This window comes from Okeania sp., from assembly GCF_035285525.1.
In the GTDB taxonomy this organism is placed as follows: domain Bacteria; phylum Cyanobacteriota; class Cyanobacteriia; order Cyanobacteriales; family Microcoleaceae; genus Trichodesmium.
Window position 1 is genome coordinate 22,805 of sequence record NZ_JAYKGW010000070.1, and the last position, 13,615, is coordinate 36,419.

At 35.3% G+C, this 13,615-nt stretch carries 7 protein-coding genes; 2 read left to right on the forward strand and 5 right to left on the reverse strand.

The features are described 5' to 3' along the window. Nucleotides 1-395: 395 nt before the first annotated feature. Together tsaE and VKJ25_RS07150 are read right to left on the reverse strand one after the other, a co-directional pair. Nucleotides 396-887 (reverse strand): tRNA (adenosine(37)-N6)-threonylcarbamoyltransferase complex ATPase subunit type 1 TsaE, encoded by a 492-nt coding sequence (tsaE, locus tag VKJ25_RS07145; RefSeq protein WP_324235931.1) that lies wholly within the window; start codon nt 885-887, stop codon nt 396-398. A 271-nt stretch (nt 888-1,158) separates the two neighbouring features. After that, entirely contained in the window at nt 1,159-2,535 is a 1,377-nt protein-coding gene (locus VKJ25_RS07150; protein WP_324235932.1) for a gluconeogenesis factor YvcK family protein, read from the reverse strand. 777 nt (nt 2,536-3,312) lie between these two features. Between VKJ25_RS07150 and VKJ25_RS07155 the strand changes: the two genes are divergently transcribed. Next, nucleotides 3,313-4,101 carry an ABC transporter ATP-binding protein gene (locus VKJ25_RS07155; protein ID WP_324235933.1) on the forward strand — a complete coding sequence of 263 codons (789 nt, stop codon included), beginning with the start codon at nt 3,313-3,315 and terminating at the stop codon, nt 4,099-4,101. Nucleotides 4,102-4,817: 716 nt separating this feature from the next. After that, nucleotides 4,818-6,212 (forward strand): MlaD family protein, encoded by a 1,395-nt coding sequence (locus tag VKJ25_RS07160; protein WP_324235934.1) that lies wholly within the window; start codon nt 4,818-4,820, stop codon nt 6,210-6,212. 679 nt (nt 6,213-6,891) lie between these two features. Here the strand turns inward: VKJ25_RS07160 and thrB are convergent. The 3 genes from thrB to VKJ25_RS07175 form a co-directional block, all read right to left on the reverse strand. Beyond that, complete coding sequence (thrB, locus tag VKJ25_RS07165) at nt 6,892-7,803, reverse strand: homoserine kinase (RefSeq protein ID WP_324235938.1); 912 nt, start codon at nt 7,801-7,803, stop codon at nt 6,892-6,894. A gap of 264 nt (nt 7,804-8,067) precedes the next feature. Further along, nucleotides 8,068-8,487, reverse strand: a complete 420-nt coding sequence (locus VKJ25_RS07170; RefSeq protein WP_324235935.1) for a hypothetical protein — start codon at nt 8,485-8,487, stop codon at nt 8,068-8,070. Nucleotides 8,488-8,696: 209 nt separating this feature from the next. Beyond that, on the reverse strand, nt 8,697-13,076 hold the full coding sequence (locus tag VKJ25_RS07175; protein WP_324235936.1) for a hydantoinase B/oxoprolinase family protein: 4,380 nt from the start codon (nt 13,074-13,076) through the stop codon (nt 8,697-8,699). Between the last annotated feature and the right edge of the window lie 539 nt (nt 13,077-13,615).

The window sequence follows — 13,615 nt, forward strand, 5'->3', positions numbered from 1 at the left end:
TAAATGATTTGTAAAAAAAAATGTAGGGGTTTGGTCTCCAAACCCAAGGGTAGATAAAATTTTACAATCTACTTAGGAGTGCTATATTTTAAATTATCAGCTCTACTGCTATTTTCTCTAATTTTTGTTCGTAGTTTTTTTGTCGCTTGCGGATTTTTTTTTGCTGCATCTCAATGGGCGAAGAAAACGAAAAATTTATTGCTTTTAGGGAATAGGGAATAGGAAAAAAGTATTTTTGCGAATGGGAGATTAATCCTTTTTTTTTGAGCTAGATAAGTATTAATTTCCTTTAAATATAATCATACTATAGAGAGTTGATTTTTGATACAAAAAATTATCATTAAGTTGATTAATTTTATTTAAAATTATCTTGAATCAAAATAATATTTATGTTACTAAATTAGCTCTAAATTAAAATCAAACTTACCAATGGAAATTAATTTAGCATGACGACCGCAGAGGGTTTTGTCAACAGTATTTTCTATATTAGAAAAATTCAAACAAACTCGTAAAAAATTAGGAGGATAATCAACTAATTTTTCAGCCCATTCAATAGCAACAATACCCAAAGGTACTTCTAAACCTTCCCAATAAATCTCTAAATTTAAAGCTTCAATCTCTGAACTTTCTAAGCGATATAAATCAAAATGATAAAGAGGAATTTTGCCAGAAAAATATTCATTAATTAAAGTAAATGTCGGACTATCAATTGTTTCATTTATTCCCAAACCTGCGCCAATACCTTGAACCAAAGTAGTCTTACCACTACCTAAATTTCCCTCCAATAAAATTACACTACCAACAGGTAAAAATTTCCCTAAACTTTTACCAAGATTATAAGTAGCTGCTGCATTTTCTAGTGAGAAAAAAACTTCTTGATTCTTCATTTCAATTATCAGTTATCAGTATTTTATACTGAGGTAAAAGTATATCCTATTTCTACTTTTTCCTTTTTATAAAGTATAGAAATCAGGTTGGTTAGAGACAAATTTCAATATATTCAGCTATCTAATAAAAACCCGGTTTCTCCGAGATCTAGGTTTTCCTTCTTTCTAAAGTATAGAAACCAGGTTGGTTAGAGACAAATTTCAATATATTCAGCTATCTAATAAAAACCCCGGTTTCTCCTTCTTCCTTCTTCCTTCTTCCTTCTTCCTTTTAAACCCGACTATACCACTGAAATAAAACCCGTGCCAACATCATAGAATCATGGCGAATAACACCAGTTTTTTCATCCTCATACATGACATTAGTTAAAAGAATTTTCCGCCCCAAATTTTTAACCGCTTCTCTGTCAAGAAAAACCGGATGAGAACCCTCTTGAGCATACTTAATTAATGCTTTTTCTGAAGGACTTTTTCCCTGAGCTAAAACAGTATCAAATAATTTCTTACCACAAGCAACATCAATAGCACGAATATGATCCGCTACAGTATATCCATCAGTTTCCCCAGGCTGAGTCATAATATTACAAACATAAATACTAGGAATATTTCTACAAGCGATCGCCTCAGTAATTTCAGATACTAATAAATTAGGAATTACGCTAGTATATAAACTCCCAGGACCGATAATAATATAGTCAGCTTCTTCTATAGCTTGCAACACTTTAGGTAAAGCAGGAGGATTTTCAGGAGTACAACCTATTTTGACAATTTTCCCTCCTGCTTCAGTAATATTAGACTCCCCTTCAATACGTCGCCCATCGGATAATTCTGCCCAGAGGTTAACATCAGTCAAAGTAGCAGGCAAAACTTGACCTTGCACAGCTAAAACCTGTGAACTAGCAGCTATAGCTCTTTCTAAATCTCCTGTCACCTCACTCATTGCTGTGAGAAAGAGGTTGCCAAAACTATGTCCATTCAAACCATCACCAGCACTAAACCGATATTGAAACAACTCAGTTAATAACTTTTCCTCACTAGCTAAAGCTGCCAAACAATTCCGAATATCTCCAGGTGGCTGTACTCCTATCTCTCGGCGTAACCTACCAGAAGAGCCACCATCATCAGCCACTGTGACTACAGCGGTAATATTAGCACTATAATCCTTAAGACCCCTTAATAAATTGGAAAGGCCAGTACCTCCACCAATGGCTAAAATTTTAGGACCTCTATTTAATCGTCGATGAGTAAGTAAAAGATCTACAAGTTTATCATTTCCTTCCGGCATTAATACTTGAGTAATATTATTTAAACTACGGTTTTGTCCCCAGAAGATAAATAATAAACCACTAAGAATGGCTATTGGCCCGGAAATATAATTAGGTAATATAGTTGTGATCCAAGCCAAAAATCCTTTTAATGTTTGTAGGGTATAAAAAACAGGAGTCATTCCTGTTGATATTCCTATTCCTAAGCTAGTTAGTAGTACACCAACAGCACTTAAAAGTAACCATCGTTTAACGAATAATCCTGGGGCAAGCCATTTAAACCATTGGTAAATGACGTGGGAATTAGTTTTATGATATTTCCTTGGAGAAGAGTTACTTTTGAGGAAATTGCGTAGGGTTTTTTTCAGTAAAGCAGTTGACATAGGAATTTTCACCTTAGCTTAAATTCAGGACAAATTTTTATGGAAATTTTATATATAATAAGGAGAGTTCTGGCACTATTATGTAGCTTCAGGACTAGATTTTCTGGGAAGAAAATGTGTGAAGTAGGAAATTAGGAGGGTGAGAGAGTTTGATGGGATAAGGATTTTAGAAAAAAATCTACCCTTGTTTCAGTTATCAGTGATCAGTTATCAGTACCCCGTAGCTTTTGCCAGAAGTTGGAAATACTGAATTGAAAATTATTTCATCTCCTTGAAAGTTTAGGGCTAATTCTTTGTCTTCAGAGAATATTTAGAACCCTATATTTTTGGTTAATTAATTCTAGCAAGGTGTACAAAAATTCAAAGGATTCTATTTTCTAGCAACAATAAATAGACCCTGCTTTGAAAGGGGAGGCACATACCCCAATCTTTTGCTAAAAGTAGGGAAGTCAGGGAGTAATTTCAGTTATCAGTTATCAGTTATCAGTTATCAGTTATCAGTTATCAGTTATCAGCACCTCTGTCTGTTTGCGCAGCATGACCTAGGAAAGCCAGAGGCTTGAAATACTGAATCGAATATTTCTCTTGGTCGATTGGATATGCTTAGGGAACCCATCCATCTCACCCTGCGGGGAGTTTTGATAACGACCGCTTTTTCATCCCTTTGAAAGGGGAGGCTTTATACCCAATTTTTCGGTAATCAGGATTTCCTAATTTATTTTTTTGGTGTTATGTTGCTATATAATATATCTTGGGAAAAAAGTCAATACCTAATTTATGAACTATGAACCTCTAATTGAATTAAAGGGAGTTAGTAAGTCATTTGGGCAAAATATTGTTTTAGATCGAGCAGACTTAACTATTTATCGTGGAGATGCCTTAGCTATTATTGGTCCATCGGGTACTGGTAAATCTACAGTTCTCAGAATTATTGCTGGTTTATTGACTCCTGATGCTGGAGAAGTTTATGTGCAGGGAAAGCAAAGAGTTAGATGGATGGATGATTTAAAAGACCCAATTACTATTGGTATGGTATTTCAGAATGCAGCTCTGTTTGATTCTTTGACTGTAGAAGAAAATGTTGGTTTTCTATTGTATCAACATTCTAAGTTATTACCTTCTCAAATTCAGGATTTGGTGAACCAGAAGTTAGAAATGGTGGGTTTGAGTAATATTGGCGATCGCTATCCGGCAGAGTTATCTGGTGGGATGCGTAAACGGGTTAGTTTTGCTAGAGCTATTATTACTAATCCGGAAAATCCCCATGATGATCCAGATGTATTATTATATGATGAGCCTACTGCTGGTTTAGACCCTATCGCTTCTACTGTAATTGAGGATTTAGTCCGTCGCATACAATATTTGGATGGTGGTTGTAGCACTTATGTTATGGTGACTCATCAACATAGTACCATTCGTCGCACAGCGGACAGAATTATTTTTCTTTATCAGGGTAAGGTGCAGTGGGAAGGTAGTGTTAAGGAAATTGATAATGTTGATAATCCTCTAGTACGACAATTTTTTACGGGTAGTGTAGATGGCCCGATTAAGGTGGTGGGTTATTAAATTCAGCTATCACTTATCAGTTATCACTACCAATATCTGAAATATCTGGATTGCAAATACTGAAGTTATTTTTTTCATTACTCTAGGGCGTGTCATCAATTAAATAAGTTGACAAAAAGGCTATTCTCTGTTAGGTAAAAATGGCGATCACGGTTGGGTAAGTTCAGATACAGCGAGCGCATACCTGAAATTTTGCGGTCGGTAGGGGCGGGTTTCTGCTTAGGGACGTTGCATAAGGGCGTCCCTACAAAGATTTTCATAAGTTTAGATAAACCCGCCCCCCCCAATGATGTAATGAACAGTTTTAGCTTTGTCAGTCCACTACTTTTGTTGATAAAGCTTCTAACATCTAATTGATGACATGCCCTAAAAGGGGCAAAAACTAATCTTTTGGTCAAATAAAGTTAAAAGTTGTTTTGGTAACAGAAATTTTGATTAACCTTCCAAAAGAAAGTTAGAAGTTAATATAGTAATTCTATTTTATTTGTGTCAAAAATCTTACTGCTTTTTACGGAAAAGGAAATAAGGAGTAGGTGGGGATTTCAATTTTTTTATTTACTTGTTGATTTATCACAACCTATTTTAGGATTATTATAGAAAATAAAGATAATTCTAGTAACATAAAATCAAGGTAATTACCATAACATAATATTTGTTGATTATAAAGTCAAAATCTTACGGTTCAATATCATAATTGAAAAAACTTTTTTAGATATATGCGATCGCGAACAACTAGGGAAGGTTCAGTCGGTTTATTAGCCTTATTAGGAATAGGTTTATTTGGGGCTTTAGTTTTTTGGCTAAAGGGAATAGAATTAGGTAAACGTAGTTATATTGTTATAGTTGAATTTGAAAGTGCATCTAGTGTTGATATAGGCACATTAGTTAGGTATCGAGGTATTGATGTTGGACAAGTAGTAGATATTAAACCAGGGCCGAATGGGGTAGATATTTCTCTAGAAATTAAGCCAGAAGATTTAATTATACCTCGTGATGTATACATCCAAACTAATATATCGTCATTTATTGGTACTGCTCATATAGATATTATTCCGAGAGGAAAAATACCAGAATCAAAAATTTCTGCTACTCCTTTATCGCCAAATTGTCCAGAAATAATTATCTGTAATAATGACCGTTTACAGGGAGATGCCGGAGTAGAAATGCAGCAATTATTAAGAGCAGGAATGCGTTTTATTGATGTTTATAGTGACCCAGAATTTTTTGATAATCTGAAGATAATTGCTAAAAATACAGCGGATGCTTCTGCTGAAGCTTCTAAGGTAGCTAAACAACTTTCTAAATTATCAGAAACTTTGGAAAAAGAAATGGACAGTTTAAGTCAAGATTTAACAGAAGATGTTGATAATATAACAGTAGTTCTGGAAGGAGAAATTGGCGGTTTGACTAAAACTATGAAAGGAGAAATTGGCGGTTTGACTAAAACTATAAAAGGAGAAATTGGTGGTTTAAGCAATAAAGTAGAGCAAGATTTAGACAGTTTAACTCAAACAGTGAATCAAGAAGTGAGTAATATTTCTAGTCAAGTAACTACTGTTACTGATGCCATGAAAGAATCTACAAAAAAAGTTTCTTCTGCTGCCATCTCTTCAGCAAATTCTGCTGAGAAAGTAGCTAATAAATTTAGCATAACAGCAGATAATATTAATGGGATTGTGAAGACAAATCGTTCTAATATTATTAATACATTGGAAAATCTGGAAAAAACAACTGAAAAATTAGTAGTGTTAACAGAAAGCTTAAGTCCTATTACTAATGAATTAGAAAAAGGAGAGTTTATTAATAATCTGAAAATATTATCAGCAAATGCGGTAGAAACTTCTGCAAATTTACGAGATTTTTCTAGTGATTTAAACAATCAGAAAAATATTCTTCTGTTGCAAGAAACATTAGATTCTGCTAGAGTAACATTAGAAAATGTGCAGAAAGTAACGTCAGATTTGGATGATATTACAGGGGATAAAAAGTTTAGGGAAAGTCTCAAACAAATTGTTAATGGATTAGGTGATTTATTATCTTCAACTAAGGATTTGGAGGAACAAACTAGGGTTGCTAAAAATATTGAAGTTTTGTTGAAAGAAAGTAATTAATAATGGATAATTAGGGCTTGCTGAAAAAGTTGTAGGTTGGGTTGAGGGACGAAACCCAACACAACTTCGTTATATTTCTAAATCTCCCCTTTGACAAAACGCCATAATGTATAATGCACAAGAGATAGGTCGGATTGTCCACCCCTATTTACTGGGTACAATATAAATAAATTGTTAAATTATCTAGTAAACCTAACCCTTTATGTTGTGGTAAGGGTGAGTCGCAATACATGACTACATTTTAGCAGATATTCCCTACAAATCTTTGTTAAGAAATATTACAGAATTACATGGCTACGTCTAGAAAAGGCGGTCGCGGAGCGCGGAAGGTCGTTCTATGGCTATATCATAAGACTGAAAGGGGTTTCATAGTTTTATAGTACATTTGGCTGCGGGGGGGAAGTTCAGATATTGTGGTTTCACTCCATACCACCCCTACTATGGATAATTAATTTTGTATGAGGGCGGGTTTATCTAAATTTTCGAGTAAGTATGAAAGTTATAGTTAAAACCCGCCCCTACTAATTGTATGAGGGCAGGTTGAGCTAAATTTTAGGGTGAGTATGAAAGTTACAGGTAAAATCAGCCCCTACTAATTGTATGAGGGCGGGTTGAGCTAAATTTTAGGGTGAGTATGAAAGTTATAGGTAAAACCAGCCCCTACTAAAAAATAATTGTTTTAGCTACAAACTGCACCTTTAGTATCAATTTCTAAAACTTTTACTTCAGCAATTACTCCTTGATTTTTCCAAGCATCAGTCATTGCCACTACTACTTTTGAACTTACTGATGAATTTGTCAAAGCTAATAAAGTTGGACCTGCACCACTAATTACCATTTCATAAGCACCAGCATTTAAAGCAGCAGAACGCACATTTTCATATCCTTTAATTAAAGACTTACGGTAGGGTTGATGAATTTTATCTTGCATTCCAGTTTCCAACCACTCTCGACGACCAGTTTCTAAACCTCTCAACAAAATTCCAATATGACCAGAATTAAATATAGCATCAGCACGACTATATTCTCCTGGTAAAACTTGTCGCGCTTCTACTGTTGAAAGTTCAAAGTTGGGTATTGCTACTACTGGCACAATATCCGAATGCCAGGGAATATCGCATATTTCCCAACCTCTGGAGGTAGAAGCGGTTAAACGACAACCACCAAGTAAGGCAGGTACCACATTATCTGGATGGCCTTCAATGGCGATCGCTAAGTTCATTACTTCTGTTTGACTTAAGGGATTTCCTGCTAATTGATTGGCCCCTATTAAACCTCCGACTATTGCGGTGGCCGAACTTCCTAATCCTCTGGCTAAGGGTACGCCTAAATCAATCTCAATTAACACAGATTGGGGAGTTTGGTCGATATGTTCATATAATTTTACAAATGCTTGATAGGCAAGATTGCTTTTGTCTGTGTTGACTCGTGGAGCTTCTTTGCCTGTGACGATGATTTTTACTTCTGTGGCGCTATCGGCAATGGAGAATTTGAAGCGGTTATATTGGGATAGGGCGGCTCCGAGGCAGTCGAAACCTGGGCCTAAGTTGGCGGTAGTTGCAGGTACGGTAATGGTGGTCATTTCAGTTATCAGTTATCAGTTATCAGCCAATACGGTTCAGTTAAGAATTTTTTGGCACTTTTTTACTTTGAAAAGCCTATATAATGGTTCCATATTTTATGAGTTTTCGTCTTAACTAAACTGTATTGAGTTATCAGCAGCTTTTTTGATAGCTATGCTTGATCAACATCTTTCTTAACATAAAACTTGACAAAACAGGCAGTTTTTTAATATCTAAAAAGGCTAAGATTTTTATCTGTCAATCTTTTTAGGGTTAATAGGCAACTCCTATATTTATTTTGTTGAATAAAAAGTCATGCGCATAGGCGAACAGCCCCAGTTAATTTCTATCCTATCACAAAAAATGTGGGGGCGCAACCATATCTCTTTTTTACCGCCGATTTTTTTTCGGGAGCTTGAGGAAATGAAAATGTTTATGGTTTTGCACTCAAAAGTTATTGGCGAAAGGATTTGAGGATAGGGAAAAACCTTAAGTACCTCTAGTTGTGCCTTTGTACCTTGACTCTTCTTTCCACAAGGGAAGGTGATCGCTTTCCTACTTTCTTGGGTTGAATAAAAAGTCATGCGTATAGACGAACAACCCCAGTTAATCTCTATCCTATCACAAAAAATGTGGGGGCGCAACCATATCTCTTTTTTACCGCCGATTTTTTTCTGGAGCTTTAGAAAATGAAAATGTTTCTGGTTTTGCATTGAGGAAAAATGGAAAGAGTCAGAAAGCAGAAGGCAGAATGGAAGAGCTTTTAGAGCGACTTTACTTTTTATTGCATAATTGCATAATTAGTTTTTCGTGCTTACCTACTCTACTATAAGCAATAATTTAGAGCGCTTCCCGTTGCTCGTCAGGTACACTCCGATAGAGATAAAATGCCTGACACTACAATATTTTGACTTAAAAACCTCTAACTTTTGACTTTTGACTTTTGACTTTTGACTTGAAAACCTCCACCACCTGGAGTTTCAATCACAAACACATCACCCACATTCATCTCCACAGTAGCAATACCTCCCAACTCCTCAACTTTTCCATCATTCCTTTCCACATAATTTTTTCCTACCAAACCATCACCCCCACCATTCAAACCAGGGGGAGAAACAAAGCGACGACCTGATAATATTCCAGCAGTCATCTCCTCCAAAAAACGCATTCGCCGAATTACCCCATCACCACCCTTATATAAACCTTCACCTCCACTACCATAACGAATAGTAAAACTTTCTAGTAATATCGGAAAGCGGAATTCCAAAACTTCGGGATCGGTTAGCCGGGAGTTAGTCATGTGGGTATGCACCGCATCTGTGCCATTAAAGTTCATACCTGCACCAGAACCTCCACAGATAGTTTCATAATATTGATACTTACTATTACCAAAAGTAAAATTATTCATAGTTCCCTGAGATGATGCCATTATTCCTAAAGCATTGTATAAAGTATCAGCGATCGCCTGGGAAGTTTCGACATTTCCTGCTACTACTGCTGCTGGATATTTGGGGTTTAACATACTATTTTGAGGAATGATAATTTCTAATGGTTTGAGACAACCTGCATTGAGGGGGATATCATCATCAACTAGGGTACGAAAGACGTATAATACTGCTGCTTTACAAACTGCTTTTGGTGCGTTGAAGTTGTTAGGAAGTTGGGGAGATGTGTCTGTGAAATCTATTTTGGCAGTGAGATTTTTGGGGTCGATACTGACAGAAATTGAAATTTTATTGCCGTCGTCTAGAATGCAGGTTGCAGTTTTATTGGTGAGTGATGAAGATAATTTGTTGATAGCTTTTCGCACTGAGTTTTCGGCATTATTTTGCACAAATTTCATGTAGGTTTGTACGGTTTGTAAACCATAATTTTCTGTCATTTTTTGCAGTTCTTGTACGCCTTTTTCATTGGCAGCTACTTGTGCTTGTAAGTCGGCGATATTTTGGTTTGTGTTTCTGGCAGGATATTTGCCGGAGGTAAGGATTTTTAATATTTCTTTTTCTTGAAATTTTCCGTTTTTGACAAGTTGGAAATTGTCGATTAATATTCCTTCTTCTTCGACTGTTTTACTATGGGGTGGCATTGAACCTGGAGTAATTCCGCCAATATCTGCATGGTGTCCGCGAGAGGCGACATAAAATATGGGAGTTGGTATTTTTTCTTCTGTGTTTTCAGGGGAAGTTGGGGAAATATTTGTCTGATTTTCTAAAGTTAAGTTTTGATTAATAGGAAGTTTTGCCAAAGGGAAATTTTCAGTAATAGATTTATTTCCTAAACCAAGATTTTTCTCAGATAAACTTTCTGAAGAGGAGTTATTTTCTGGGAAATTCTTTAGACAGATATTTGTCTGATTTTCTAAAGTTAAGTTTTTATCTAAATTTTCTTCAGGGGAATTAGTTTCCGGAACAATATCATCATTATTATTTTTCTTTTCCAAATCCTGCTGCACAATAAAATAAGAATCTTTTGATTTTTCTAGACTTAGAAATACAGGAGTAATAACTGTTATATCTGGCAGATGAGTACCACCATTGTAAGGATTATTTAAAACATAAACATCTCCTGGTTTAAGGATATTACCTTTCTCAGAAATTAAAGCATTAACACTTTCACTCATCGAACCTAAATGTATAGGAATGTGAGGAGCATTAGCAACTAATTCTCCGTCTTTGTCAAAAATAGCGCAGGAAAAATCTAATCTTTCTTTAATATTTACTGAAGAACTCGTATTTTGTAATGTAATTCCCATTTGTTCAGCGATCGCTCGAAATAAGTTATTAAATATTTCTAGCATTACGGGGTCTGCTGAAGCAGGAATTTTGTCTTCAGATTTACTAATTATCTCTACAGAAGAATCTGTAGTTTTTATTTTGGTTAATATGAGATGATTTTTGGCAGTTAATTCTGCTTCCCAACCAGGTTCGATAATATTAGTTCCAGTTTTTTCGATGATTAATGCTGGACTATTAATTTTGTCTCCCACTTGTAAATTTTCTCGGAGATAAATAGGAGTATTATGCCATTTTCCGGCTGTATAAACTTGTGTTGTTGTCACTGGAGTTGTAGGAGATTTTCTAGTAGGAGATTTTTCTATTTCTTCTGGAGTTTCCATTTGCTGAATAACCTCTAGAGAAACAGCTTCAACTATTAAAGATTTTTCGGCCATAATAAATCCATATCTTTGTCGATGAGCTGTTTCAAATTCGGCTTTTATTGCCGAAATATTTTCAGAAAAGTCTACTATTAATGTTGAATCACTACCTTGATATTTGAGATGAACTTTTAATAACAACGATGTAACACAAGCATCTTGCTTGTTAAAATTATTCCTTTCTGAAATTAAATCTGTTGTAGATTCTAAATTTGAATTTTCCGACGAATAATTTTCAGATATTAACTCTTGCTTTGCTTCAATTTCTAACTTAGCAAAAATCCCCTTCAACTCCGACAATAATTCCGAACTTAGCATTTTTTCAACCGCCTTTTCCTTCATAACTCGAATATCCGCCAATCCCATTCCATAAGCAGATAAAACTCCCGCATAAGGATGAATAAAAATTTGTTTCATTCCCAAAGCATCAGCAATTAAACAAGCGTGTTGCCCCCCTGCTCCTCCAAAACAACAAAGAGTATATTCCGAAACATCATAACCCTTTTGCAAAGAAATTTTCTTAATCGCATTTGCCATTTTTTCCACGGCAATAGCTAAATATCCACTTGCCACTTCTTCAGGTTTTTTACCATTACCTATTTCCGCTGCTAACTGAATAAACTTTTCTCGAACAACCTGGAAATTTAAAGGTAAATTTCCCTCATTGCCAAACACTTTAGGAAAAAATTCCGGCTGTATTTTTCCCACCATTAAATTACAATCTGTAATAGTTAAAGGTCCGCCTTTTCCATAAGCAGCAGGTCCAGGATTTGCTCCAGCAGATTCAGGTCCGACACGATATCTAGCACCATCAAAAAATAAAATTGAACCTCCTCCAGCAGCAACAGTATGTATCGACATCATCGGAGTTCGTAACCTAACTCCAGCAATTTCTGTTTCAAATTCTCGTTCATATTCTATTGTTTTATTCCCTGCTCCAGCATAATGAGCAACATCTGTAGAAGTACCTCCCATATCAAAACTAATTATCTTATGAAAACCTGCCATTCTACTTGTTTGAACAGCTCCCACAATTCCTCCAGCAGGACCTGATAAAATACTATCTTTTCCTTGAAATTTTTGAGCATCTGTTAAACCACCATTCGACTGCATAAACATTAGTTTGACTGGATTTGGTTTGGAGAATTTGCTACTATTTAAACTCTGTTTTTTTAATTTCAAATCTAATCTTTTTTCCGGTTTTTTTTCATCTCCTAGCTCAACGTCTATTTTTCCTATTTCCAAATCAGGAGTTTGTTGAAATTTATTTATTTCTGAACCATCTTTACTACTTAAACTTTCTTTGGCTAAATTAAAATTAAAATCTTTTTCCGGTTCTTTTTCATCCTCTAGCTCAACATCTATTTTTCCCTTTTCCAAAGAATAATTTTCCTGAAAAATTCTATTTTCTTTCCCACAATTTTCAGAAGATTCTAAATAACTACTAACTTGATTAACATATCGTCGTAAAATTGGTGATAAATAAGCATCAACCACCGTAGTATCTCCCCGACTAACTAATTTCATTAAAGGACTAACTTCATGGGAAACAGATATTTGAGTAAATCCAATTTCTTCAGAAATTTCTTTAATTTTTTGTTCATGCTTCGGATAGCGATAACCGTGCATTAAAACAATCGCACAACTTCTAATTCCTTCCTTATATACTGTTTCCAGTTGATAAATTAATTCTGTTGTTTGAAGTGGAATTGTTTCTTCCCCTTTAACTGTATAACGACACTCAACCTCAATAACTTTTTCATAGAGCATTTCTGGCAAAATAATTTCCCTAGCAAAAATATTAGGGCGGTTTTGATAACCAATTCTTAGAGCATCTTTAAAACCCTTATTAATTACTAAAACTGTGCGATCACCTTTCCTTTCTAATAAAGCATTTGTCGCTACAGTTGTACCCATTTTTATTACTTCTATTTCTGCTGAAGGTATAGGTTCATTTTCAGAAATTCCTAATATTTCTCTAATTCCTTGAACTGGTGCATCGGGGTAGCGTTCTGGATTTTCTGATAGTAATTTATGAATAATAATTTCACCGTCGGGAGCTTTGGCTACTATGTCTGTAAATGTGCCTCCACGGTCTATCCAAAATTGCCAACGATTGTTAGTAATTGATGTGTTGTTTATATTCATATTAATGTTGGGAGAAATAGTTTTGATTTTTTACTGAAAAATAGTAATGGTTATTGCTATACATAATTATAGAAGGTTGTTATTGCGATGGGAATGGAGTGGAAGAAAGCAATCTCAAACTTTGCCACAATTAATCCGTGTATCCGTGGCAAAATCCTTGTGAGCAAGTTGAATAAAAAGTCTAGTGTATGGGCGAACACACCCCAACTAAATTTATTATATCAGACCGGGTTGCGGAATGCAACCCCAATATCTTCTTTCGGCGCCACTTTTTTTGGTGCTTCAGAGAATGAAAAATTTTCGCCAGGTAAATAGAGAGATTTTTCTGGGGCGGATATTTCTCAATTTTTGGTGTTTCAGAAAATGAAAAATTTTCCTGGTAAATAGGAAGGAGGCGATCGCTCACACAACAACTTCTCAATTTCGGGTGCTTCACAGAATGAAAAATTCTCAGGTAAATAGAAGGATTTTTCCGAGTCAAAACACTACTTCTCAATTTCGGGTGCTTCACAGAATGAAAAATTCTCAGGTAAATAGAA